Below are 24,504 nucleotides of genomic sequence, written 5' to 3' on the forward strand. Positions count from 1 at the left end.
GGGAGGACCGCATGGCCTCTGACGCTGGTCACGACCCTGTCCGGATCGCGAACTGCTCCGGGTTCTACGGCGACCGGCTGTCGGCGATGCGGGAGATGCTCACCGGCGGGGAGGTGGACTACCTCACCGGCGACTACCTGGCCGAACTGACCATGCTGATCCTGGGCCGCGACCGGATGAAGCATCCCGAGCGCGGCTATGCCAGGACCTTCCTGACCCAGCTCGAGGATTGCCTGGGCGAGGCATGCGACCGCGGCGTCCGCATCGTCGCCAACGCCGGTGGCCTCAACCCGGCCGGGCTGGCCGACGCAATCCGCGCCCTGGCCGAACGGCTCGGCATCCCGGCCCGCGTCGCCCACGTCGAGGGGGACGACCTGCTGGCGCGCGCCGCCGACCTCGGCCTGGGCACCCCCCTGACCGCCAACGCCTACCTGGGCGCGTGGGGCATCGCCGACTGCCTGGGCGACGGCGCCGACGTGGTCGTCACCGGCCGGGTCACCGACGCCTCGGTGATCGTCGGCGCCGCGGCGGCCCACTTCGGCTGGGGACGCACCGACTACGACGCTCTCGCCGGTGCCGTGGTCGCCGGCCACGTCATCGAGTGCGGCGTGCAGGCCACCGGCGGCAACTACTCCTTCTTCACTGAAATCGCCGACCTGACCCACGCCGGCTTTCCGCTGGCCGAGGTGCACGCGGACGGCTCGTCGGTGATCACCAAGCACCCCGGCACCGGCGGCCTGGTCAGCGTCGACACCGTCACCGCGCAGCTGCTCTACGAGATCACCGGCGCCCGCTACGCCAACCCCGACGTCACCGCCCGGATGGACACCGTCGAGCTGTCCGTCGAGGGCCCCGACCGGGTGCGCATCAGCGGCGTGCGGGGCGAGCCGCCGCCGCCCACCTACAAGGTGTCGCTCAACGGCATCGGCGGATTTCGCAATTCCATGACGTTCGTGTTGACCGGGCTGGACATCGAGGCCAAGGCAGACTTGGTGCGCCGGCAGCTCGAGGCCGCGCTGACCGTCAAGCCCGCGGAGCTGCAGTGGTCGCTGGCGCGCACCGACCACACCGACGCCGACACCGAGGAAGCCGCCAGCGCGCTGCTGCACTGCGTGGTCCGCGATCCCGATCCTTCAAGCGTCGGGCGTCAATTCTCTTCGGCCGCCGTCGAATTGGCGCTCGCCAGTTATCCCGGCTTCCACGTGACCGCCCCGCCGGGCGACGGCCAGGTCTACGGCGTGTTCACCGCCGGCTACGTCGACGCCACCCAGGTGCCGCACCTCGCGGTGCACGCCGACGGCTCCCGCGTCGAGATCCCTTGCGCCACCGAGACTCTGGAGTTGGCGCCCGCCGATCCCCCGGCGTTGCCCGAGCCGCTTCCGGACGGCCCGACCCGGCGCGTTCCGCTGGGCCGCATCGCCGGCGCGCGCAGCGGCGACAAGGGCGGCTCGGCGAACGTCGGGGTCTGGGTCCGCACCGACGAGCAGTGGCGCTGGCTGGCCAACACGCTGACCGTCGAGCTGCTCACCGAACTGCTGCCCGAGGCTGCGGAGTTCGACGTGACCCGCCACGTGCTGCCCAACCTGCGCGCGGTCAACTTCGTCGTCGACGGCATCCTGGGCCAGGGCGTCGCCTACCAGGCGCGGTTCGATCCGCAGGCCAAGGGGTTGGGCGAATGGCTGCGCGGCCGGCACGTCGACATCCCCGAAAGGCTGTTATGAATCTCTGGACGACCCCCGAGCGCGAAGCGTTGCGAAAGACCGTGCGCTCCTTCACCGAACGCGAGATCCTGCCGCACGCCGACGAGTGGGAGGGCAGCGGCGAGCTGCCGCGCGACCTGCACCGCCGGGCCGGGGACGCCGGCCTGCTGGGCGCGGGCTTTCCCGAGGCGGTCGGCGGGGGCGGCGGCGACGGCGCGGACGCGGTGATCATCTGCGAAGAGGTGCATCAGGCCGGCGCACCGGGTGGGGTTTTCGCGTCGCTGTTCACCTGCGGCATCGCGGTGCCGCACATGATCGCCTCCGGCGATCAGCGGCTGATCGAAGAGTTCGTCCGCCCGACGCTGGCCGGCGACAAGATCGGCGCGCTGGCCATCACCGAACCCGGCGGCGGCTCGGACGTGGGACACCTACGGACCTCGGCGGTGCTAGACGGCGACCACTATGTGGTCAACGGCGCCAAGACCTACATCACCTCCGGGGTGCGCGCCGACTACGTCGTCACCGCGGTGCGCACCGGCGGTCCCGGCGCGGCGGGCGTCTCGCTGCTGGTGGTCGAGAAGGGCACGCCGGGTTTCGAGGTGAGCCGCAAGCTGGCCAAGATGGGATGGCGGTCCTCGGACACCGCCGAGCTGTCCTTCGTCGACGCACGTGTGCCGGCGGCCAACCTGGTCGGCGCCGAGAACAGCGGCTTCCTGCAGATCGCGCAGGCGTTCGTCTCGGAACGCATCGGCCTTGCCGCGCAGGCCTATTCGAGCGCCCAGCGGTGCCTGGACCTGACGGTGCAGTGGTGCCGCGACCGCGAGACCTTCGGGCGGCCGCTGATCTCACGGCAGTCGGTGCAGAACACGCTGGCCGAGATGGCCCGGCGCATCGACGTCGCGCGGGTCTACTCCCGCCATGTGGTCGAACGCCAACTGGCCGGTGAGGCCAACCTGATCGCCGAGGTGTGTTTCGCCAAGAACACCGCCGTGGAGGCCGGCGAATGGGTGGCCAATCAGGCCGTGCAGCTGTTCGGCGGCATGGGCTACATGGCCGAATCCGAAGTCGAACGCCAATACCGGGACATGCGGATCCTGGGCATCGGCGGTGGGACCACCGAAATCCTGACCTCGCTGGCCGCCAAGACGCTGGGATTCCAATCGTGAGCACACTGAAGTCCACGCTCGACCCGAACTCCCCCGCCTACGCCGACGCGGCGTCGACGGCGACCACCCGGCTAGAGGAAATCGACGCCGAGCTCGCCAAAGCGCTTGCCGGCGGCGGGCCCAAGTACGTCGAACGCCACCACGGGCGCGGCAAGCTGACCGCCCGGGAACGCATCGAGCTGCTCCTCGACCCCGACTCCCCGTTCCTCGAGCTCAGCCCGCTGGCGGCCTACGGCAGCGCGTTCACCGTCGGCGCCAGCACCGTCGCCGGCATCGGAGTCGTGTCGGGCGTGGAGTGCCTGATCGTCGCCAACGATCCGACGGTCAAGGGTGGCACCAGCAACCCGTGGACCCTGAAAAAGATCCTGCGGGCCAATCAGATCGCGTTCGAAAACCGACTGCCCGTCATCTCGCTGGTGGAATCCGGCGGGGCGGACCTGCCCACCCAGAAAGAGATTTTCATCCCCGGCGGCCGGATGTTCCGCGACCTGACCCGCCTGTCGGCGGCCGGCATCCCCACCGTCGCGCTGGTGTTCGGCAACTCCACCGCCGGCGGCGCCTACATTCCCGGCATGTCTGACCACGTGGTGATGATCAAGGAACGCTCCAAGGTGTTCCTGGCCGGTCCCCCGCTGGTCAAGATGGCCACCGGCGAGGAATCCGACGACGAATCGCTCGGCGGCGCCGAAATGCATTCCCGAGTCTCCGGTTTGGGCGACTACTTCGCCGTCGACGAGCTCGACGCCATCCGCATCGGGCGCCGCATCGTCGCCCGGCTGAACTGGCGCAAACAGGGTCCCGCGCCGGGCCCGGTCGTCGATCCGTTGTTCGACGCCGAAGAGCTGATCGGCATCGTGCCCGCGGACCTGCGCATCCCGTTCGACCCGCGCGAGGTGATCGCCCGCATCGTCGACGGCTCCGAATTCGACGAATTCAAGGCCATGTACGGCTCGTCGCTGGTGACCGGGTGGGCCCGCCTACACGGCTATCCCCTGGGCATCCTGGCCAACGCGCGCGGCGTGCTGTTCAGCGAGGAGTCGCAGAAGGCCACCCAGTTCATCCAGCTGGCCAACCGCTCGAACACGCCACTGTTGTTCCTGCACAACACCACCGGATACATGGTGGGCAAGGACTACGAGGAGGGCGGGATGATCAAGCACGGCTCGATGATGATCAACGCCGTCTCCAACTCGACCGTTCCCCACATCTCGCTGTTGATCGGCGCCTCCTACGGCGCCGGCCACTACGGCATGTGCGGGCGCGCCTATGACCCGAGGTTCCTGTTCGCCTGGCCCAGCGCCAAATCCGCGGTGATGGGCGGCGCCCAGCTGGCGGGCGTGTTGTCGATCGTGGCCCGCGCCGCCGCCGAGGCCCGCGGCCAGCAGGTGGACGAGGAGGCCGACGCCGCGATGCGCGCGGCCGTCGAGGGCCAGATCGAGGCCGAGTCACTGCCGCTGGTGTTGTCCGGAATGCTCTACGACGACGGGGTGATCGACCCACGCGACACCCGCACCGTACTGGGAATGTGTTTGTCCGCCATCGCCAATGGCCCGATCAAGGGGACGTCGAACTTCGGCGTCTTCCGGATGTGAGCCCCATGGTTACTCGAGTGCTGGTCGCCAACCGCGGCGAGATCGCCCGACGGGTGTTCGCCACCTGCCGGCGGCTGGGTCTGGGGACCGTCGCCGTCTACACCGACCCGGACGCCGCCGCGCCGCATGTGGCCGAGGCGGACGCGCGGGTGCGGCTGCCGAAGGCCAACGACTACCTGAACGCCGAGGCGATCATCGCCGCCGCCCGCGCCGCAGGGGCCGACGCGGTACATCCCGGGTATGGGTTCCTCTCGGAGAACGCCGATTTCGCGGCCACCGTGCAGGGCGCGGGCCTGACCTGGATCGGGCCGCCGGTGGACGCGGTGCGCGCGATGGGCTCCAAGATCGAGTCCAAGAAGCTGATGGCCGCCGCCGGGGTTCCGGTGCTCGACGAACTCGACCCCGACGCCGTCACCGAGGCACAGCTGCCCGTGCTGGTCAAGGCCTCCGCCGGCGGCGGCGGCCGCGGCATGCGAGTGGTGCGCGAATTGTCCGCTCTCGCACGCGAAGTGGAGGCCGCGCGCCGGGAGGCGCAGTCCGCGTTCGGCGACCCGACCGTGTTCTGCGAGCGCTACCTGCCCACCGGACACCACATCGAGGTGCAGGTGATGGCCGACACCTACGGCACGGTCTGGGCGGTCGGCGAACGGGAATGCTCCATCCAGCGCCGGCACCAGAAGATCATCGAAGAGGCCCCCTCCCCCTTGGTCGAGCGCATACCGGGCATGCGGGCCAGGCTGTTCGACGCGGCGCAGCTGGCTGCCGGCGCGATCGGCTACACCGGCGCCGGGACGGTGGAGTTCCTCGCCGATGACGACGGCGAGTTCTACTTCCTGGAGATGAATACCCGCCTGCAGGTCGAGCACCCCGTGACCGAGGAAACCACCGGGCTCGACCTGGTGGAACTGCAGCTCTCCGTCGCCGCAGGCGACCGGCTCGACGCCGAACCGCCGGCCGCGCAAGGGCATTCGATCGAGGCCCGGCTTTATGCGGAGGATCCCGCCCAGGGCTGGCAGCCGCAGGCCGGCCGGGTGGACAACTTCGAGGTGCCGGCGGTCCGATCGCGATTCGGCACGCTGGGTCACCGGACGGGCATCCGCCTCGACTCGGGCATCGGCGCCGGGTCGACGGTATCGATTCACTACGACCCAATGCTGGCCAAGGTCATCTCGTACGCGCCGACCCGCAGGCAGGCGGCGCTGGTGCTCGCCGACGCGCTGGCCCGCACCCGGCTGCACGGCCTGCGCACCAACCGTGAGCTGCTGGTCAACGTGCTGCGCCACCCCGCGTTCCTCGACGGCGACACCGACACCGCGTTTTTCGACACGCATCACCTGACGAAACTGTCGGCCCCGCTGGCCGACGGCGCCACCGTCCGGCTGTCCGCGATCGCCGCCGCGCTCGCCGACGCCGCGCACAACCGCGCGACCGCGCCGGTCCTCGGATCGCTGCCCAGCGGCTGGCGCAACCTGGCGTCCGGCTATCAGGTGAAAACCTACCGCGACGCCGACGGCGGGGAGCATCGGGTCGAATACCGTTTCACCAGAACGGGATTGCTCCTGGCCGACCCTAACGTTGCTGAGCCGGTCCGGCTGGTCTCGGCGACGGCGGACGAGGTCGTGCTCGCCGACGGATCCGGGGTGGCGTGCGGCTTCGCCGTCGCGCGCTACAGCGACAACGTCTACGTCGACTCGGCGCGCGGGCCGGTCCACCTGGTGGCGCTGCCACGTTTCCCCGAGCCCGGTTCGGCCGTCGAGCAGGGCTCGCTGGTCGCGCCGATGCCCGGCAACGTGATCCGCCTCGGCGCCGAGATCGGCGACAACGTCACCGCCGGGCAGCCACTGATCTGGCTGGAGGCGATGAAGATGGAGCACACCATCACCGCGCCGTCCGACGGCGTGCTCGCCGAGCTCAACGTCGAAATCGGTCAGCAGGTCGAAGTGGGCGCCGTCCTGGCAAGAGTGGAAGCGCCCCAACCAGAAGGAGATTCGTAATGACCGACACCAGCTTCATCGAGAGCGAGGAACGGCAGGCCCTGCGCAAGTCGGTGGCCGCGTGGGCCGCCAACTACGGCAGCGAGTACTACCTGAAGAAGGCCCGCGCGCACGAGCACACCGACGAATTATGGGCGGAGGCGGGCAAACTCGGCTTCCTGGGAGTCAACCTGCCCGAGGAGTACGGCGGCGGCGGTGCCGGCATGTATGAGCTGTCGCTGGTGATGGAGGAGATGGCCGCCGCGGGCAGCGCGCTGCTGCTGATGGTGGTATCCCCGGCGATCAACGGCACCATCATCAGCAAGTTCGGCACCGAAGAACAGAAGAGGCGCTGGATCCCCGGCATCGCCGACGGCACCCTGACGATGGCCTTCGCCATCACCGAGCCCGACGCAGGCTCCAACTCCCACAAGATCACCACCACCGCCCGCCGCGACGGCAGCGACTGGATCCTCAAGGGCCAGAAGGTCTACATCTCGGGCATCGACCAGGCGCAGGCCGTGCTGGTGGTGGGTCGCACGGAAGAGGCCAAGACCGGCAAGCTGCGGCCGGCGCTGTTCGTGGTGCCCACCGACGCCCCCGGATTCACCTACACGCCAATCGAAATGGAGCTGATCAGTCCCGAGCGGCAGTTCCAGGTCTTCCTCGACGACGTCCGGCTGCCGGCCGACGCGCTGGTCGGTTCCGAGGACGCCGCGATCGCGCAGCTCTTCGCCGGCCTGAACCCCGAGCGGATCATGGGCGCCGCCAGCTCGGTCGGGATGGGACGGTTCGCCCTCGAGAAGGCCGCCGACTACGTCAAGACCCGCCAGGTGTGGGGCACGCCGATCGGCGCGCACCAGGGGCTGTCGCACCCGTTGGCCCAGTGCCACATCGAGGTGCAACTGGCCAAGCTGATGATGCAGAAGGCCGCCACGCTCTACGACAGCGGCGACGACGCGGGCGCGGCCGAGGCCGCCAACATGGCCAAATACGCTGCGGCCGAGGCGGCTACCCGCTCGGTCGATCAGGCCGTGCAGTCGATGGGCGGCAACGGGCTGACCAAGGAGTACGGCGTCGCCGCCATGCTCGCCTCGGCCAGGCTCGGGCGGATCGCCCCAGTCAGCCGGGAGATGGTGCTCAATTTCGTGGCGCAGACATCGCTGGGTCTGCCTCGGAGCTACTGAAGCCGTACTGATGGAAACGCTGGTCGAATACGCCGGTCCCACCGAGACCGGGGGCCCGTTCGCGCGGCTGACGCTCAACTCGCCCCACAACCGCAACGCGCTTTCGACCGCGCTCGTCGAGCAGTTGCATCAGGGGCTGCGCGACGCGCAGGCGGACGCGGCGGTGCGGGCGGTCGTACTCGGGCATACGGGCAACACCTTCTGCGCCGGGGCGGACCTGAGTGAGGCCGGCGCGGGTGACCCCTTCGACATGGCCGTCGCGCGGGCCCGCGAGATGACCGCGGTCATGAGGGCCATCGTCTCCTCGCCGCTGCCGGTCATCGCCGCCATCGACGGGCATGTCCGCGCGGGCGGGTTCGGGCTCGTCGGTGCCTGCGACATCGCCGTCGCCGGGCCGCGCAGCACCTTCGCCCTGACCGAGGCCCGAATCGGCGTCGCCCCGGCGATCATCTCGCTGACGCTGCTGCCGAAGCTGTCGCCACGCGCCGCGGCGCGCTACTACCTGACGGGCGAGACGTTCGACGCCGCCACGGCGGCGGACATCGGACTGATCACGATGGCCGCCGAGGACGTCGACGCCGCGGTGGGCGGACTGCTCGCCGACGTGGGCCGCGGTTCGCCGCAGGGGCTGGCGGCCTCCAAGGCGCTGACCACGGCGGCGGTGCTGGAAGGGTTCGACCGCGACGCCGGACGGCTCGCCGAAGAGTCGGCCCGGCTCTTCGTATCCGACGAAGCCCGCGAGGGCATGCTGGCGTTTCTGCAGAAGCGCGCCCCGAGCTGGACGAGTTAGCCAGGTGTCAAACAAACCCCGCCGCCCGAACCGGCCGGCGCGGGTCAAGGTTGCAGTTTGACCAATCCTCTTGCGGCAATAGCCGGACGTCGTAGGCTCGTGGGTGATGAGCAACTCCGCGCAACGCGATGCGAACGACACGCGCGACGAATCGTCGCGCGCGGCCGACACTGATCGCATCCAGCTCGCGCAGTTGCTGGCGTACGCGGCCGAGCAGGGCCGGCTGCAGATGAAGGACTACGAAGACCGTCTGACCAGGGCGTATGCCGCGACCACGTACGCGGAACTGGACCAGCTGCGGGCCGATCTGCCGGGCGCACCCATCAGCCCGCGCCGCGGCGGCAAGCCCAACCCCGCACCGTCAACGTTGCTGCTGGCTCTGTTGAGCGGCTTCGAGCGGCGGGGCCGGTGGAACGTGCCCAAGAAGCTGACCACCTTCGCCTTGTGGGGCAACGGCGTGGTGGATCTGCGCTACGCCGACTTCACCTCGACCGAAGTCGACATCCATGCCATGTCGATCATGGGTGCGACGAAAATTTTGCTGCCGCCCGAAGTCAACGTCGAGATCCACGGCCGCGGCGTCATGGGCAACTTCGACCGCAGCGTCCTCGGGCAGGGCACCCCCGGCGCACCGAAGGTGAACATCCATGGCTTCTCGCTGTGGGGCGCCGTCGGCATCGTTCGCAAGGCCCGCCGGCCCCGCGGCTAGCGTCAGCCGGGCACGAAATCGAACTTGTCGGGGTTGGGCCCGTTCCGACCCGCTTCACCCTTGTCCAGGGCTGAGATCGCGTCCATGTCGGAGTGATCCAATTCGAAATCGAAGATCTCGAAGTTCTCCTTAACCCGTTCCGGGGTCACCGACTTGGGGAAGACAATGTCGCCGCGCTGAATGTGCCAGCGCAACACCACCTGCGCCGCCGTCCTGCCCCGCGCCTCGGCGACGCGGTTGATCACCGGATCGTCGAGCACCTTGCCCTGCGCGATCGGTGCCCACGCCTCGGTGACGATGCCGTGTTCGCGTCCGTACGCCCGGACCTGCTCGTTACCGAAGTAGGGATGAACCTCGATCTGATTGACCGACGGGACGGTGTCGGTTTCGTTTGCGAGCCGAACCAGGTGCGGGACTTGGAAATTCGAGACGCCGATGCTGCGGGCGCGCCCGTCGCGGGCGAACTCTTCGAACACTTTCCAGGTCGAGACGAAGTCGCCGTCATAGAGCGTGGGCAGCGGCCAGTGGATGAGGAACAGGTCCACGTAGTCGGACCCGAGGGCCTTGAGCGTTCCGTCGAAGGCGCGGCGCGCGTCGTCGGGTTTGTGGAACCCGTTGTTCAGCTTGCTGGTGATGAACACGTCGGCGCGATCGAGACCCGCGTCCCGGATGCCTTGACCGACTTCGGATTCGTTGCCATACATCTCGGCGGTGTCGATGTGCCGGTAGCCGATCTCGAGCGCTGTCTTGACCGCCGCCGCGGTCTGGTCGGGCTTGATCTGGAACACGCCGAAACCAAGCTGCGGAATGCCGGCACCATTGTTGAGTTCGATCGTTGGAACCTTGCTCATGCATCTCCTCCTTCGTGAAGTCCTATACCCGGTCGGCCACGGTCCTATCGGCGGCGGCAACGAGCATCCCGGTACCAGGGCGCACCCGGTACCCCAGCCTGGCCGAGGCCGGACGTGCGTGTCTTCGCCGCTGGCGTCCATTGACGCTGCGGGCCACCGCCAGTGAGCGCATGCCGGCTAGCCGCAACCCGCGCGGGCTAGCGGCGGCGCGACCGCAGGTAGTCGCCCACCACGGCCGCGCCCAGGCCGTCGAGGTCGGGCACCACGACGCGTCCCTCGACGCGCCGGGCGACCTGGTCGATGAACCGGGCCAGGCCGGGGTCGCTGCCCAGCCGGAAGATGGTGATCTGCGCGCCCAGGCGGGCCATGTCGTCGAAGCCGCGCACGGTATGGGCGATGGTCCGCGGGTGCGGCGGGTAATCGAAAAACACGGTGGTGCCGTCACCGTCGAAGTCCTCCAGGTGGGCGGTGGGCTCACCGTCGGTCACCACCAGGACGACGGGCTGCGCGTTGGGGTGCCGCCGGAGGTGCCGGCCGGCCAAGGCCAGCGCGTGATGAAGGTTGGTGCCCTGCTCGTAGACGCCCTCCAGGCCGGTGAGCTCGGCGGCGGTCACCGTCCGGGCGTACCGGCCGAACGCGATGATCTGCAAGGCGTCGGAACGAAATCGCGTGCACACCAGGTGATTGAGCGCCAGCGCGGTCTGCTTCATCGGCAGCCAGCGATTCTCCATCACCATGGAGAACGACGTGTCCACCAGCAGGGCGACCGCGGCCTGGGTGCGCGTCTCGGTCTCGGAGACCTCGACGTCGTCCACGGCGATCTTCAGCGATCCGGTACCGCCGTCCAGGGTGGCCGTTCCCGCCTGCCGCAGCACCGCGTTGGTCAGCGTTCGGGAGATGTTCCACGGCTCGGTGTCACCGAACTGCCACGGCCGGGTGGCGCCGGTGAGTTCGCCGGCCGCTCCCGCGCGCCGATGGTCGCGCTCGCCGCGCCGACCGGAAAGCTGTTGCGCCACATCGCGTAACGCCGTCTCGCCCAGCCTGCGCATGGCCTTCGGGGAGAGCCGCCACTGGCCGTCGGAACCCCGGTCCAGGAATCCCTGATTGACCAGCGCCCGTTCCAATTCGGCGAGCGTGCGCGCGTCGACGGCGGCCTGGTCACCGAGCTGGCGGGCCAGCGCGTCGAGATCGACGTCGTCCATGGTGGCGCCCGGGTAGCTTTGCGAGAGTTGTTCGGCCAGCTGCTCGAGCTCGGCGACGTCGGCCAGCGCCTGCGTGCCCTCGCCCATGCCGAACGGGTTGTCGCCGGAGAACTGCTCGGACCCGGTCCAGTCCTCCCCCGGCCGGGCGGCCTGCAGATGCGCGTCGAGCCGGTTCAGCGCCTGCATCAGCGCGGGCGACCCGAATGCCTGCTGCGCCAACGCATCCAGCTCCGCCCGCTGGTCGGGGCTCAGGCTGTTGCGGAAGCGTTGCGCGGCCGCGGCGCGCTTGGCCAGCGAGTCCAGCAGCTCGTCGACGTTGCGCGGGTTCTCCGGGAAGAACTCGCCGTGCTTACTCATGAAATCCTGGAAGTCCTGCTGGGTGTCCTCACCGCGGGAGTGCTTGTCCAGCAGATCGTTGAGGTCGTTCAGCATGTCGTTGACGCGCTGGCGGTCCTCGTCGGTGGCGCCCTGCAGGGCCTCCTTCATTCCGGCGAAGCGCTGGTCGAGCATCTCGCGGCCGAGGAGATCCTTGATCTGGTCGTACTTCTCACGCGCCTCGTTGCTGCGCCAGTTGTAGTCGGAGAGCTCCTGAACGGCCTTGGCCGGCGATGCCGGCAGGGCGTCCAGCTGGAGTTCGCCGAAGCGGGCGTCGTCGTCGAGCGCGCGGGCCAGTTCTTTGCGTTCGGCCAGCACCGCCTCGTCGAGCAGCTTCTTGATATCCTGCAGGGTGCCGTCCAAGTTGTTGCGGCGCAACAATTCCCGTCGGCGCCGGTTCGCCTCGGCCGCCAGCCGGTCGGCGCCGGGCATGTTCTTGGTGCCGCGGCGCAGCAGCTCGGACAGCGCGCGGCGCGGTGAGGTGCCGGCCATGACGTCCTGCCCGATCTGCTCGAGGGCCTCGCGCAGGTCCACCGGAGGGGCCAGCGGGTCCGGCCCGCCGGTGTACGCCGAGTACCGTAGGCGGTGCCCCTTAAAGGGTTCAGCCATAGACGGTTTGGCCCTCCCCGGACACCTTGTCGATCCGCTTGGCCAGATACAGGGCTTCCAGCGCGAGCTCCAGCGCGGCGGCGCGCTCGCCCTCGGACTGGGCGTTGACCTTGGCCGCGATCTTGTCCACCACGGGCAGGGCCGGAACCGCGGCCAGCACGTCCTTGGCCGACACCCGCTCGCCCGTGGTGACCGCCGAACCGCCCTCGACCGCGGACACCAGCGACCCCACGTCGATGCCGCCGAGCACCCGCGACGCGGTGTCGGCCGTGGCCCGGCGCAGCAGGTGCTCCAGCACGGCTTGCTCGCGGCCCTCCTCACCGGACTCGAATTCCAGCTTGCCGCGCAGGACGTCGATCACCGTGCCGAGGTCGACCACCCGGGCCACCGGGTCGGTCTCCCCGAGCACCGCGCCGCGGTGCCGGGCGGCGGCCGCCACCGTTTCGGCCGCGGCGATCGCGAACCGCGCCGACACCCCGGAGCGCTGGTCGACCGAACTGGACTCCCGCAGATACCGGGCGAACCGGGCGATCACCTGCATCAGGTAGTCGGGCACCAGCGCGGACAGGTGCGCCTCCTGCACGATCACGCCCACCTCCGCGTCGAGCTCCAGCGGGTAGTGGGTGCGGATCTCCGCGCCGAACCGGTCTTTGAGCGGGGTGATGATGCGACCGCGGTTCGTGTAGTCCTCGGGGTTGGCGCTCGCCACCACCAACACGTCCAGCGGCAGGCGCAGCGTGTACCCCCGCACCTGGATGTCGCGCTCCTCCATCACGTTGAGCATCGACACCTGGATGCGCTCGGCGAGGTCGGGAAGCTCGTTGACCGCGACGATGCCGCGGTGCGCGCGCGGGATCAGGCCGTACGCGATGGTCTCGGGGTCTCCCAGGCTGCGGCCTTCGGCGACCTTGATCGGGTCGATGTCGCCGACCAGGTCCGCGACGCTGGTGTCCGGCGTGGCCAGCTTCTCGGTGTAGCGCTCGCTGCGGTGCTTCCACTCCACCGGCAGGTCGTCGCCCAGGGTGGCGGCCTTGCGGATGGACTCCGGTGTGATCGGTGAGTAGGGGTGTTCGCCCAATTCCGCCCCGGCGATCACCGGCGTCCACTCGTCGAGCAGCCCGACCAGCGCCCGCAGGAGCCGCGTCTTGCCCTGGCCCCGCTCGCCGAGCAGGACGAAGTCGTGTCCGGCGATGAGCGCCCGCTCGAGCTGGGGCAGGACGGTGTCGTCGAAACCCAGGATCCCGGGCCAAACCTCGTCGCCCTCCGCCAGCGCGGTCAGCAGATTTTCCCGGATTTCCTGTTTGACTCCCCGCTCACGGTGGCCGGCGGCACGCAGCTCGCCGACGGTTCGGGGCAGATTGCTGGGTGATGGCACCACTCCACGCTACGCGTTGGCCAATCGCCGCACGCGCCGAACGTTCAGTGCGCGAAGTGACGGGCCCCGGTCAGATACAGCGTGATGCCGGCGTTGGCCGCCGCCGCGGTCACCTCGTCGTCGCGCACCGACCCGCCGGGGTGCACGATCGCCTTCACGCCGGCGGCCGTCAGCGTCTCGAGCCCGTCAGGGAACGGGAAGAACGCGTCGGATGCGGCCACTGCGCCGCCGACAGCTCTGACCCGATCGCCGCCGCGCGCATTCCCTCTTTCAACGGCCAGCCGGGCGGCGTCCACCCGGTTCACCTGTCCCATGCCGACGCCGATGGTGGCCCCGCCGCCGGCGATCACGATGGCGTTCGACTTCACCGCGCGGCACGCCCGCCACGCGAAGACCAGGTCGGTCAGCGTCGCCGGATCGGCCGGGGACCCCGTAGCCAAGGTCCAGTTCGCCGGGTTGTCGCCGTGCGCGTCGAGCTCGTCGCGCTGCTGCACCAGCAGCCCACCGCTGATCGGCCGCAGCTCGGTGCCGCCGGTCAGCGGCTCGGAGGCCAGCAGCACCCGGATGTTCTTCTTGCGCGTCAGCGCCTCCAAAGCCTCCGGCGCGTAGGCGGGCGCGATGATGACCTCGGTGAAGATGGTGCTCACGTACTCGGCCATCTCGAGGCTGACCTCGGTATTGGCCGCGATGACGCCGCCGAAGGCGCTCAGCGGATCGCATTCGTGGGCCTTGCGGTGCGCGTCGGCCACCGATTCGGACGAGATGGCGATCCCGCACGGGTTGGCGTGCTTGATGATCGCGACGCAGGTCTCTTCGTGGTCGAAGGCGGCCCGCCATGCCGCGTCGGCGTCGGTGAAGTTGTTGTACGACATCTCTTTTCCGTGCAGCTGCTCGGCTTGCGCCAGTCCTGGCCATGCGGCCGGGTCGCTGTAGAGCGCCGCCTGCTGGTGCGGGTTCTCGCCGTAGCGCAGCATCGCCGTGCGGGTCCAGCTGCGCCCCAGCCACTTGGGGAACGCGGTCGGTGGGTGCTCCGGCGCCAGCGTCGACTCCATCCAGCCCGCGACGGCGATGTCGTATTCCGCGGTGTGCTGAAACGCCAGCGCGGCCAGCTTCTTGCGCTCGGCGAGGGTGAAGCCGCCGTGCCGCACCGCGGCGAGCACGCCGTCGTAGCCGCGCGGGTCGGTGATCACCGCCACGCTTGGATGGTTCTTCGCGGCCGCGCGGACCATCGACGGCCCGCCGATGTCGATCTGCTCGACGCACTCGTCGAGGCTGGCGCCCGAGTCCACGGTCTCGCTGAACGGGTAGAGGTTGACGACGACGAGTTCGAAGGCGGCGATCCCGAGTTCCTCGAGCGCCGCGGCGTGCTCGGCCTTGCGAAGGTCCGCGAGCAGCCCGGCGTGCACCCGCGGGTGCAGCGTCTTGACCCGGCCGTCGAGCACCTCGGGGAAGCCGGTCAGCTCCTCCACCCGGGTGACCGGAATCGCTTTGTCGGCAATGGTCTTCGCCGTCGACCCGGTCGACACGATCTCGACGCCCGCGTCCGCCAGCCCTTGGGCGAGTTCGACCAGGCCGGTCTTGTCGTAGACGCTGATCAACGCGCGGCGGATCGGCCTTTTCGCCGTTTCCGGCCAGTCGTCGGTGCTCATCGGTTGCTCGCCTTTCGTCCGATCGTCGCTGTTCTCCCGACCAGGGTCAGGCCGCCGGTCGCGATCCCGGCCACCACGTCCACCAGGAGCTTCCGCTCGGTGACCTTGATGCGTTCGTGCAGGGTCTCGACGCTGTCGCCGTCGAGCACCGGCACGGCCTGCTGGGCCAGGATCGGCCCGGTGTCCGTCCCGGCGTCCACCAGGTGCACCGTACAGCCTGTGACCTTGACGCCGTAGGCCAACGCGTCGGCGACCCCGTGCGCCCCGGGGAAGGCCGGCAGCAAGGCCGGATGCGTGTTGACGATCCGCCCGTAGAATCGGGAAAGGAATTGCGGCCCAAGTATTTTCATGAACCCCGCCGACACCACCAGGTCGGGCGAGTTGGCCGCGGTGGTCTCGGTGATAGCCGCGTCCCAGGCGGCGCGGTCGGGGTGGTCGCCGAGGCGGGCGGTGAAGGTCGGCAGCGCGGCCCCCGCGGCGATCTCGAGGGCCGGGCAGTCGCGATCGGCGCCCACCGCCACCACCCGGGCCGGGTACTCGCCGGCCGCGGCGTCGAGCAGGGAGCTCAGCAGCGACCCTGTGCCCGATGCCAGCACCACCACCCGCGCCGGCGCGCTCGGGGGCACATGGAGCGGTTCGGGCACAGGGAGAAAGCCTAGTGGGAGCTACTCGCCGTGGTCGCGGTCGGTCGCGGTCGGCTCCCCGTCGCCGGGGGGCGGCGCGACCTCGTCGCCGGTGATCGCCGCGTCGTCGTCGCTGACGGGCGCGTCGTCAGCGGCGACCTCGTCGGGATCGGCGAGATCCGCCGGGGCCTCTTCGATCGTTTCGCCGTCCGGCTCGTCGAAGATCTCCGCAAAGTCCGCGGGCGCGGCCGCGGCGGGCGCGGGCTTGGGCTTGGGCCGCCGGGGCCGCGCCCGGACGCCGCCGGTCATGAACAGCGTGATCCCGCCCACGACCGAGAACCAGAAGAACACCCCGACCAGCAGGGCGCCCTGGTCGACGCCGACATCGCCGAAGTTTCCCAGCCGGCCGCTGCCGCCGTAGGCGAGCAAGGACATCGCCAACGCCCCCGCGGCCGAGGCGATCAGCAGCTTGGCCATCGCCGGGATCAGCGGCAGCGCGCGCCGAGCGCATTGTTGCCCGACCGCCACCCCGGACGACGCCCCGATGATCAGCAGCGCGACCCATACCGGCCCGAGCGGCGGCCGGGGGGCGGCGGCCAGGATCGGCAGCGCCGGGATGTCGCCGCCGAACACGGTGAACGAACTGAACGTCGCGAATCCGAGGTGGGCGCTGGACCCGACGGCCATCGCCGAGGTGCCGACGATGACGTTGGGTGCGTACAAGATCGACAGCACCGTGAGGCTGAACTGCCCGAAGATCGAATCGGTGATCCCGTAGAGGTCTTGCATGGTCGCCCAATGCACCACCAGCGAGGCCGCCGTGACCATGCCGGACAGCCCGAGCAACGCCAGCACACCCGCGGACGCGGCGCGCAGGGCGTCGCCCAGCCACGGCGGCAGCGACGACGCCGCCAGCGCCCGTCGTCCCACCCGGGACCACACGCCGATCGCGGCGCCGACGGCATGCACGACCAGAACGCTGGCGAACGCGCGCAGGGCGCTGGGCGTCTGCAGCTCGGTGATCACCGACGACGCGTCGTGGATGACGGCCAAGGCGATCGCCGCGATCAGCAGGGGGCCGCCCAGCGCGGACGCGACGACCCAGCGGACCACCAGCCACGAGGAATACGGGGAGATGGCCCGCGCCGTGCTGCGCGCCGTGGCCCAGATCATCAGCAGCACCGGCAGTAGCGGCATGACGCCCAATTCGCGGCCGCCGATGGAAATCGGCACCTGGTGCACGCCGAGCCACATGCTGGCGATCGCGCCCAGCGCCCCGGTCATGTCGCTGTTGGCGATCAACAACTGCAGCAACGTGACCGCGGCGATGATGACCAGGGCCACCACCGCCGGTCCGAACGCAACTCGGACTAGGTCACGCGCCTGGCGGGCGCCCGCTGGCCGGCCGTTTTCCACCCGTGTCACTCTTGGCGCACGTCCCCGACTAGGCGCGCAGGCGCGCCGTTAGGACGGCGCTGGGCCAGACTGCGACGAAGGCGACTGCTGCTCCTGGCCGTAGGGCTGCTGGCCCCCGGCCTGGTTGGAGTAGTTGGACGACGAGCCCTCGGAGCCGGCACCGGCCGCAGGGGGCGGGCTGAAGCTCGGGAAGCCGGTGGGCGGCGTGGACGGACCTTGCTGCGCGGCCTGCTGAGGCCCGGACTGCGGCGCGGGCTGGGCGCCGAAACCGCCGGTCGGAACCGCGGTTTGGGTCGGGCCCTGGCCGGCCCCGTATCCGCCGTACTGCGACCCGTACCCGGGGTGCTGCGGCGATTGCTGCTGGCCGTAGTAGGGCTGCTGGCCGTACTGCCCGTATTGGCCGTACTGACCGTACTGGGCGTACGGGTCGTATTTCGGCCGCGGCGTCGGCGCCGTGATGACACCCGCTTCCAAGAGAACGACGACGACGGCGGCGATCGCCTGGAGCACGGCGCAGGCCACCAGAGGCCACATCGCCCAGCCGACCGAGACGCCGGCGGGCAGGTTGATGGTCTCGGTGATGGCGAGCAAGCCACCCAGGACCGCGATGACCGCGACGATTCCCGCGTAGCTCTTGGCCTTGGGCACCAGGCTCAGGCCCGCGAGCAGCGCCGCCAGCACCGCGACGATGACGGCCGTGCCCGCGTCACCGGCGCGGCCGCCGACGCCCGGGCCGAGGTCGGCGCCAATCGTGAAGGTCGGCCCGAAGTTCAGCAGGTACACCGCGAGTCCGAGGACGATCACCGCGATGTTCAGGTAGAGCGGGAGCTTGCTGGCGCCGTCGTCGTCCTTGGTGAACGACGGTGTGCTGCCTGCGTAGGAGCCGCCAGGCGGCGCGGTCGGGTATCCGGGGCTGCCGGGCGAGTAGGTCATGGCTCCTCCTGTTGCTTCCAGTGCCTTTGAAGTGCCTTTGCGGGCGCCACAGTTGCGTCGCGACCCTGTGCTTGCGGGCGCGCCGTTTCGTAACCGCCGTGCCCGGCGCTTGCGTTGCGACGCGATCGATCAACCACGCTAGCGCACTTCGCGATGCCGGTGCCGTGGCGACCGGCACGGACACCGGACCGCCGCCGATCCGTGCCGCCGCGACGGGAGCTTGCCCAGCGGAGGTAGAACACGTTCTAATTCACCCCATGGATTACGGGCTTGTGCTTTTTACCAGCGACCGCGGCATCTCTCCGGCGTCGGCCGCGAAACTTGCCGACGAACACGGCTTCACGACCTTTTACGTGCCGGAACACACCCACATCCCGATCAAGCGCGAGGCGGCGCACCCGACGACCGGCGACGCGTCGCTGCCCGACGACCGCTATATGCGGACGCTAGACCCATGGGTAAGCCTGGGGGCGGCCTGCGCCGTCACGTCGCGGGTCCGGCTGTCCACCGCGGTGGCGCTGCCCGTCGAGCACGACCCGATCACGCTGGCGAAAAGCATTGCGACCCTCGACCATCTGTCCGGCGGGCGCGTCAGCCTCGGCGTCGGATTCGGCTGGAACACCGATGAGCTCGCCGACCACGGCGTGCCGCCCGCCCGCCGCCGCACCATGCTGCGCGAATACATCGAAGCCATGCGCGAGCTGTGGACCGAGGAGGAAGCCGCCTACGACGGCGAGTTCGTCAAGTTCGGGCCCAGCTGGGCGTGGCCCAAACCCGTTCAGCCGCACATTCCGGTGCTGGTCGGCGCAGCCGGAAACGAGAAGAACTTCAAGTGGATCGCCCGCAGCGCCGACGGCTGGATCACCACGCCCCGCGACTTCGACATCGACGAGCCGGTGAAGTTGCTGCAGGACACCTGGGCGGCCGCCGGCCGCGACGGTGCCCCGCAGATCGTCGCCCTGGACTTCAAGCCGGTGCCCGAGAAGCTCGCCAAGTGGGCCGAGCTCGGCGTGACCGAGGTGCTGTTCGGCCTGCCGGATAAGTCCGACGACGAGGTCGCCGCTTATGTGGAGCGGCTGGCCGGCAAGCTGGCGGCTCTCGTCTGACAGCCCTTCGTATCCGCCAGACATAAACCACGGCGACCGGCACCGGCGTGTCGTTCACGTGGTTTATGTGTCGCGGAACTTTGTATGAACCAGCGGTTGCGATAGCCGAAAGATGGCACGTCCCAGACATTTTCACTGAGTAGGCAGCGCGGCAACGCGCCTATAGGACTTTAGACCCTATATACGTAATTACACGATTTCAGAACATAGCTATGTGGTTTGAGGCGCTGTCGAGATCAGTTCGACGATTACGAATCTGAATAGGGAAAAAGGCTATGGACTTCGCATCGCTGCCGCCAGAGGTCAATTCCGGTCTGATGTATGCCGGCCCCGGAGCCGGTCCAATGCTGGAAGCCGCGGCGGGCTGGGACGCCCTGGCCGCCGAGTTGGAGTCCACAGCCAGCGACTACTCGTCGGTGGTCGCGGGGTTGACCGGGCAAGCGTGGTCGGGTCCGTCGTCAATGCTGATGACGGCCGCGGCCACACCCTATGTGGAGTGGCTATCTCTTACCGCCGCTCAGGCCGGGCAGACCGCCGCCCAGGCCTACACGGCGGCGGCGGCCTACGAAGCGGCGTTTGCGATGACCGTGCCCCCGCCGGTGATTGCGGCCAACCGAGCGCAGTTGATGGCCTTGATCGCAACCAATTTCCTCGGCCAGAACACCCCGGCGATCGCGGCCACCGAGGCCCAGTACATGGAGATGTGGACCCAAGACGCCGCCGCGATGTACGGCTACGCCGCTGCTTCGGCGCCCGCGAGCACCCTGACGCCGCTTAACGAGCCTCCGCACACCACCAACCCTGCCGGGCAGGCTGACCAGGCCCGCGCGGTGGCCCAGTCCGCCGGCAACGCCACCGGCGCCCGCACGCAATCGGTGGTGCAGATGGCCTCCACCAACGCCTCCCAGCAGCTGAGCTCGAGCCTCGCGTCCGGCGGCGACCCCACCCTCGGCCCCGGCAGCTACAACCCCGGTACCTACGCGTCCGGCACCGTCACGGTCGGCCCGAGCGGCCACCTGACCGTCGGCCCCAGCGGCTTGATCACTACCGCCGACGGCACCAGCCACGTCATCATCAATGGCAACGCCACCATCAACGGCGCCGTGAACGTCGCCTCCGGCGGCACCCTCACCCTGCAGCAGGGCGAAAGCCTCACGGTGGCCAACTCCACCAGCAGCATCACGGTCGGCGCCGGCGGCACCCTCAACTTCACCGGCCCCGGCGGCAGCGCCATCGTCGGCGGTAGTAGCGGCCCCCCCACGACCGGCACCATCAACGTCGGCGCCGGCGCCGCCGCCACCGTCAATGTCGGCGGCGGCGGCCGCCTCGTCGTGCAGCAGGGCAGCACTCTCACCTTCGCCGGCACAGGCAACACCGTCACCGTGGGCACCGGCGGCGCCCTCACCGTTAACGGCCCCGGCACACTCGGCGGCGTCGTCACCGTCAATTCCGGCACCGTCAGCGTCACCACCCACGCCACCGTCTCCGTCGGCTCGGGCAGCACCCTCGCCGTCAACGGCGGCCATCTCACGTTCTCTGGCACATTCAGCGCCAGCAACAGCCTCACCATCGGCTCCGGCGGCACCGTCACAATCAACTCCGGCACCATCTCCGTCGGCTCCGGCGGCACCATCTCCACCGGAACCGGCGGCACCATCACCGTCGGCTCCAACGGCGCCCTCGGCGTCAGCTCCAACAGCTCCCTCGGCGTCGGCGCCAACGGCATCCTCATCGTCGACCCGGCCAGCTCGGTGACCATCGGCCACGGCTCCGGCGGAACCATCACCTACGGCCCCGGCAGCTCGGCCATCGTCGGGTCGTTCACCATCACCCCCACCGGCGCCGGCGTTGCCCCCGGCCAGACCGTCGTCGTCGGCCTGACGCCGGTTCCGTCGGCTACGACGCCCGGTGTCATTCCTACTGGGCTGGCGGGTTCACCGGGGCTGGCGGGAACCTCGGGAATTCAACCTCAGCTCAATGCGGAGGGGCTCGCGGAATGGGCTCGTAGCCTGTCCGGGATTGACCTGGCGGCTGCCCCCGAATGACGGGGGACACCCCCGAAGCGTTGGGGCGTGTCAACCCTCGGCCCTGGCTGGACGCCTTGACCGATGGTCGGGTGGTGTGTGCCGACGTGGGCAAGGCGGGGCTGCTCGGGTCACTGTCGGTCCCGCCGACCTGGGCGATGACCGCTCCGACAGTTGAGCCGGTTCCGGCTTCGCCGTCGACAACCAGCCTTGATGCCACAGGCGGGCAACGTGGAGCCACCTTCCGGCAGGGTTTGATGGCGACGATGAATCAAAGCGGCCCAAGGACTCACGAGGCCGAAACAGACGACAGCGCCAACGATGAGACCCAAGCCGAAGGAAGCTAGGCGATCCCTCGTCTCCGCGCCTCAGGCCAGCGCGGCCCGGTTGTCCTTCTCCGTCGACCGCACCACGATCGAAGCCCCTAGCGGCTCGCCGTTGCTGAGCAGCCCGACCAGATCGGGGTCCTCGCTCAGTGCCAGGAAGCGGCTGCCGTCGCCGTCGAGACGGCCGACGATGAGGCCGGTGTGTACCGGCCAGTCGTAACGGACGGTGTAGGTCTCGATGGTTGCCGGACCGTCGGCCTTGACGCTCACCGGCATCTTGGGACGGGCGGCGACCTCGGCACGCAGCGCGGCGCTGTTGTCGGGCTTCCAGTTCACCGGGGTGGTCGAGTACACCCCGACCGAGTACTTGCTCATGATCCCGCCGTTGGCGGCGACCAGGCCGAATTGGCCTGGCCGGTCGCGCATTTCGCTGACCGTTTCGGCGATGCCGTGCAGTGAGTAGTTGTTGCCCGGCCCGCCGAAGTACGGCAGGCCCCCGGTGAGCGTCAGCCCGCGCGGGTCGTCGGTGGCCAGGCCCGTCCCGTCGCAGAAGTTGAACACCGGCACCGGGAAGCAGCTGTAGAGGTCGAAGGTCGAGATGTCGTCGATGCCGACGGCGGCGCCGGCGAGTGCTTCCCGGACCGCCAGCACCGAAGCCGAGTTGTGCGTCAGGTCGAGGCGGTCGAGCAGCGGCTGATCCACCATGTCGGCGTGGCCGTGCAAGAACACCCAGCGCTCCTCGGGCACGCCGAGCCTGCGGGCCGCGGCCACCGACATCAGCAGCGCGGCCGCACCTTGATTGACCTGGTCACGGGCCACCAGCAGCCTCGGGTACGGATCACAGATCATCCGGTTGGACGCGGTGACGGTGATGAGCTCGTCGACGGTGCGCTCCACCGGGGAGGATGCGAACGGGTTCTTCGCCGCCACCTTGGTGAACGGAGCGAACAACTCGCCCATCTGGCGCCGGTAGTCCGAGACGCTCAAGCCCAGTCGGGCACGGCGCGCGTTCTCCAGCAGCCCGTACTGGGCCGGCGCACCGACCAAGCCATGCGCGACGGTGTAGTCGTCGAACAGGCCCTCGTAGCCGAAGCCCCGGTCTTCGAGGGAGCCCTCGACCGTGTCGGAATGGTCCGGCTTCTCCTTGTCGGCGAAATAGCGGATGCTGGAAGTGTTCTCGGAGCCGAAGATCATCACGACCTCGGCCGCACCCGAGGCGATGACGCCGGCGAACTCAGTGACCAGATGCTGCGGGCCCTGACCGCCGATGGGTTCGAGAAGCGCGCGGGCTGGTGCAGCACCGATGCGCTGGGCCACCGAACGCGGGTAGTTGTTGGACTTGCCCATCGGCGCGGGTGTGCGCCCGGAGAGTTCGAACTGCCGGATCGCGGCGACGGTGTCGATGGACGCGGCGACGGTGGTGGCGTCGGCCCCACAGTCATGCAGTGCGGCCCGCGCCGCCGCGGTGGCCAGTTCCACCGAGGACATCCCGCGGTAGCCGGAGTCCTCGATGCGCTCGGTGAACTGCCCCACACCGACGATGACCGGCGTGTTCGGGTCGAGATTCATAGAACCACTATCTACCTGGGACAGGGCCCCGGCCAAATCCGGGGCCCTCGCAGCCTCGACGGTGGCGACCCGCCTCGCCCGGCGACGCCGCGCTGCCGATCGCCACAGCCCCTACAGGCTTTGCAGGATCTCCCGGGCCAGGGCGGCGGTCTCCGACGGGGTCTTGCCCACCTTGACGCCGGCCGCCTCCAGGGCTTCCTTCTTGGCGGCCGCGGTGCCCGACGAACCGGACACGATGGCGCCGGCGTGGCCCATCGTCTTGCCTTCCGGCGCAGTGAATCCCGCGACATAGCCGACGACCGGCTTGCTCACGTTGGCCTTGATGTAGTCGGCCGCACGCTCCTCGGCATCGCCGCCGATCTCGCCGATCATCACGATGACCTTGGTGTCGGGGTCCTTCTCGAAGGCCTCGATGGCGTCGATGTGGGTGGTGCCGATCACCGGGTCACCGCCGATGCCGATCGACGTGGAGAACCCGAAATCGCGCAGCTCGTACATCATCTGGTAGGTCAGCGTCCCGGACTTGGACACCAGGCCGACGGGTCCGGGGCCGCTGATGTTGGCGGGCGTGATGCCGGCCAACGCCTCACCCGGGGTGATGATGCCGGGGCAGTTCGGCCCGATGATGCGCGTCTTGTGGCCCTTGTCCAGGTTGTACGCCCACGCATATGCGGTGTCCTGCACCGGGACTCCCTCGGTGATGACCACCAGCAGCGGGATCTCGGCGTCGATGGCCTCGATCATGGCGTCCTTGGCGAACTTCGGCGGCACGAAGCCGACCGACACGTTGGCGCCGGTCTCCTTCATCGCCTCCGCGACGCTGCCGAATACCGGCAGCTCGACGTCCTTGCCGACTGGGTCGACGTGCGAGACGGTGGTGCCCGCCTTGCGGGCGTTCACCCCGCCCACCACCTGCGTGCCGGCCTTCAGCATCAGCGCGGTGTGCTTGGTGCCCTCGCCGCCGGTGATGCCCTGGACGATGACCTTCGAGTCCTTGTTCAGGAAGATCGACATTCGTTGGCTCCCTTACTTGTTCGCCAGCTCGGCGGCTTTGTCGGCACCGGCGTCCATGGTCTCGGCCTGGATCACCAGCGGGTGGTTGGCTTGGGCCAGGATGCGGCGTCCTTCGTCGACGTTGTTGCCGTCGAGCCGCACCACGAGCGGCTTGTTGGCCTCGTCACCGAGCATGTTCAGGGCGGTCACGATTCCGTTGGCAACGGCGTCGCACGAGGTGATACCCCCGAACACGTTCACGAACACGCCAAGAACATTCTCGGCCTCGACATCAAGGGCCACATCGTCAAGAAGCTGCTGGTCGCCGAGGCCCGA

Annotated in this window: 18 protein-coding genes and 2 pseudogenes; 10 read left to right on the forward strand and 10 right to left on the reverse strand. The window is 69.4% G+C overall.

The annotated features are described in order from the left end of the window. Positions 1 to 11: 11 nt before the first annotated feature. The 7 genes from A5713_RS24340 (at position 12) to A5713_RS24370 (ending at position 9,117) form a co-directional block, all read left to right on the forward strand. Positions 12 to 1,721, forward strand: a complete 1,710-nt coding sequence (locus tag A5713_RS24340; protein WP_068098764.1) for an acyclic terpene utilization AtuA family protein — start codon at positions 12 to 14, stop codon at positions 1,719 to 1,721. Beyond that, positions 1,718 to 2,866 (forward strand): acyl-CoA dehydrogenase family protein, encoded by a 1,149-nt coding sequence (locus A5713_RS24345; protein ID WP_068098766.1) that lies wholly within the window; start codon positions 1,718 to 1,720, stop codon positions 2,864 to 2,866. The genes A5713_RS24340 and A5713_RS24345 overlap by 4 nt, the downstream gene beginning before the upstream one ends. Beyond that, complete coding sequence (locus tag A5713_RS24350) at positions 2,863 to 4,458, forward strand: acyl-CoA carboxylase subunit beta (RefSeq protein WP_068098767.1); 1,596 nt, start codon at positions 2,863 to 2,865, stop codon at positions 4,456 to 4,458. Before A5713_RS24345 ends, A5713_RS24350 begins: the two co-directional genes overlap by 4 nt. A 5-nt stretch (positions 4,459 to 4,463) precedes the next feature. Next, on the forward strand, positions 4,464 to 6,452 hold the full coding sequence (locus A5713_RS24355) for a biotin carboxylase N-terminal domain-containing protein (RefSeq protein ID WP_068098772.1): 1,989 nt from the start codon (positions 4,464 to 4,466) through the stop codon (positions 6,450 to 6,452). Further along, complete coding sequence (locus A5713_RS24360; RefSeq protein WP_068098774.1) at positions 6,452 to 7,618, forward strand: acyl-CoA dehydrogenase family protein; 1,167 nt, start codon at positions 6,452 to 6,454, stop codon at positions 7,616 to 7,618. The genes A5713_RS24355 and A5713_RS24360 overlap by 1 nt, the downstream gene beginning before the upstream one ends. A 10-nt stretch (positions 7,619 to 7,628) precedes the next feature. Then, positions 7,629 to 8,408 (forward strand): enoyl-CoA hydratase family protein, encoded by a 780-nt coding sequence (locus tag A5713_RS24365; RefSeq protein WP_067921425.1) that lies wholly within the window; start codon positions 7,629 to 7,631, stop codon positions 8,406 to 8,408. Positions 8,409 to 8,514: 106 nt separating this feature from the next. Beyond that, entirely contained in the window at positions 8,515 to 9,117 is a 603-nt protein-coding gene (locus A5713_RS24370; protein WP_067921427.1) for a DUF1707 domain-containing protein, read from the forward strand. 2 nt (positions 9,118 to 9,119) lie between these two features. Here A5713_RS24370 and A5713_RS24375 read toward each other — a convergent pair whose 3' ends face one another. The 7 genes from A5713_RS24375 to A5713_RS24405 form a co-directional block, all read right to left on the reverse strand. After that, positions 9,120 to 9,968, reverse strand: coding sequence for an aldo/keto reductase (locus tag A5713_RS24375; RefSeq protein WP_068098776.1), 849 nt, complete (start codon positions 9,966 to 9,968; stop codon positions 9,120 to 9,122). Positions 9,969 to 10,165: 197 nt separating this feature from the next. Then, entirely contained in the window at positions 10,166 to 12,154 is a 1,989-nt protein-coding gene (locus tag A5713_RS24380) for a VWA domain-containing protein (protein ID WP_068098778.1), read from the reverse strand. Beyond that, positions 12,147 to 13,532, reverse strand: coding sequence for an ATP-binding protein (locus A5713_RS24385; protein WP_068098781.1), 1,386 nt, complete (start codon positions 13,530 to 13,532; stop codon positions 12,147 to 12,149). The genes A5713_RS24380 and A5713_RS24385 overlap by 8 nt, the downstream gene beginning before the upstream one ends. Positions 13,533 to 13,573: 41 nt before the next feature. Then, positions 13,574 to 15,178: a bifunctional phosphoribosylaminoimidazolecarboxamide formyltransferase/IMP cyclohydrolase gene (gene purH / locus A5713_RS24390; protein ID WP_068098782.1), complete on the reverse strand. Its 1,605-nt coding sequence runs from the start codon at positions 15,176 to 15,178 to the stop codon at positions 13,574 to 13,576. Continuing rightward, positions 15,175 to 15,822, reverse strand: coding sequence for a phosphoribosylglycinamide formyltransferase (gene purN, locus A5713_RS24395; protein ID WP_068098783.1), 648 nt, complete (start codon positions 15,820 to 15,822; stop codon positions 15,175 to 15,177). The genes purH and purN overlap by 4 nt, the downstream gene beginning before the upstream one ends. 21 nt (positions 15,823 to 15,843) lie before the next feature. Beyond that, complete coding sequence (locus tag A5713_RS24400) at positions 15,844 to 17,217, reverse strand: DUF6350 family protein (RefSeq protein WP_068098785.1); 1,374 nt, start codon at positions 17,215 to 17,217, stop codon at positions 15,844 to 15,846. Between the two features lie 48 nt (positions 17,218 to 17,265). Beyond that, the gene (locus A5713_RS24405) at positions 17,266 to 18,150 is read right to left on the reverse strand and encodes a DUF5336 domain-containing protein (RefSeq protein WP_067919646.1); all 885 of its coding nucleotides are present in this window, start codon (positions 18,148 to 18,150) and stop codon (positions 17,266 to 17,268) included. Between the two features lie 257 nt (positions 18,151 to 18,407). Here A5713_RS24405 and A5713_RS24410 point away from each other — a divergent pair, with 257 nt between their 5' ends. The 3 genes and pseudogenes from A5713_RS24410 (at position 18,408) to A5713_RS29770 (ending at position 21,627) form a co-directional block, all read left to right on the forward strand. Beyond that, the gene (locus tag A5713_RS24410; protein ID WP_067919647.1) at positions 18,408 to 19,256 is read left to right on the forward strand and encodes an LLM class F420-dependent oxidoreductase; all 849 of its coding nucleotides are present in this window, start codon (positions 18,408 to 18,410) and stop codon (positions 19,254 to 19,256) included. Positions 19,257 to 19,531: 275 nt separating this feature from the next. Continuing rightward, positions 19,532 to 20,110 (forward strand): annotated as a pseudogene (locus A5713_RS29370) (PPE family protein); the annotation flags it as partial. A gap of 1,187 nt (positions 20,111 to 21,297) precedes the next feature. Further along, positions 21,298 to 21,627 carry a PE/PPE C-terminal domain-containing protein gene (locus tag A5713_RS29770; protein WP_082973133.1) on the forward strand — a complete coding sequence of 110 codons (330 nt, stop codon included), beginning with the start codon at positions 21,298 to 21,300 and terminating at the stop codon, positions 21,625 to 21,627. A 21-nt stretch (positions 21,628 to 21,648) separates the two neighbouring features. Here the strand turns inward: A5713_RS29770 and A5713_RS24420 are convergent, their stop codons facing one another. The 3 genes and pseudogenes from A5713_RS24420 to A5713_RS24430 all read right to left on the reverse strand — a co-directional run. After that, positions 21,649 to 23,175: an acetyl-CoA acetyltransferase gene (locus A5713_RS24420; protein ID WP_068098787.1), complete on the reverse strand. Its 1,527-nt coding sequence runs from the start codon at positions 23,173 to 23,175 to the stop codon at positions 21,649 to 21,651. A gap of 111 nt (positions 23,176 to 23,286) precedes the next feature. Beyond that, entirely contained in the window at positions 23,287 to 24,189 is a 903-nt protein-coding gene (gene sucD, locus A5713_RS24425; RefSeq protein WP_067921437.1) for a succinate--CoA ligase subunit alpha, read from the reverse strand. Between the two features lie 12 nt (positions 24,190 to 24,201). Continuing rightward, positions 24,202 to 24,504, reverse strand: a pseudogene (locus tag A5713_RS24430) (hypothetical protein); the annotation flags it as partial.

Source organism: Mycobacterium sp. E2497 (assembly GCF_001668695.1).
In the GTDB taxonomy this organism is placed as follows: domain Bacteria; phylum Actinomycetota; class Actinomycetes; order Mycobacteriales; family Mycobacteriaceae; genus Mycobacterium.

Bases quoted from the DNA above. Each gene is read 5' to 3' on its own strand.
- A5713_RS29770 (WP_082973133.1), top strand. From the start codon at position 21,298: ATGACGGGGGACACCCCCGAAGCGTTGGGGCGTGTCAACCCTCGGCCC.
- sucD (WP_067921437.1), bottom strand. From the start codon at position 24,189: ATGTCGATCTTCCTGAACAAGGACTCGAAGGTCATCGTCCAGGGCATC.
- A5713_RS24375 (WP_068098776.1), bottom strand. From the start codon at position 9,968: ATGAGCAAGGTTCCAACGATCGAACTCAACAATGGTGCCGGCATTCCG.
- A5713_RS24380 (WP_068098778.1), bottom strand. From the start codon at position 12,154: ATGGCTGAACCCTTTAAGGGGCACCGCCTACGGTACTCGGCGTACACC.
- A5713_RS24355 (WP_068098772.1), top strand. From the start codon at position 4,464: ATGGTTACTCGAGTGCTGGTCGCCAACCGCGGCGAGATCGCCCGACGG.
- A5713_RS24340 (WP_068098764.1), top strand. From the start codon at position 12: ATGGCCTCTGACGCTGGTCACGACCCTGTCCGGATCGCGAACTGCTCC.
- A5713_RS24410 (WP_067919647.1), top strand. From the start codon at position 18,408: ATGGATTACGGGCTTGTGCTTTTTACCAGCGACCGCGGCATCTCTCCG.
- A5713_RS24345 (WP_068098766.1), top strand. From the start codon at position 1,718: ATGAATCTCTGGACGACCCCCGAGCGCGAAGCGTTGCGAAAGACCGTG.
- A5713_RS24360 (WP_068098774.1), top strand. From the start codon at position 6,452: ATGACCGACACCAGCTTCATCGAGAGCGAGGAACGGCAGGCCCTGCGC.
- A5713_RS24365 (WP_067921425.1), top strand. From the start codon at position 7,629: ATGGAAACGCTGGTCGAATACGCCGGTCCCACCGAGACCGGGGGCCCG.
- A5713_RS24370 (WP_067921427.1), top strand. From the start codon at position 8,515: ATGAGCAACTCCGCGCAACGCGATGCGAACGACACGCGCGACGAATCG.
- purH (WP_068098782.1), bottom strand. From the start codon at position 15,178: ATGAGCACCGACGACTGGCCGGAAACGGCGAAAAGGCCGATCCGCCGC.
- A5713_RS24405 (WP_067919646.1), bottom strand. From the start codon at position 18,150: ATGACCTACTCGCCCGGCAGCCCCGGATACCCGACCGCGCCGCCTGGC.
- A5713_RS24420 (WP_068098787.1), bottom strand. From the start codon at position 23,175: ATGAATCTCGACCCGAACACGCCGGTCATCGTCGGTGTGGGGCAGTTC.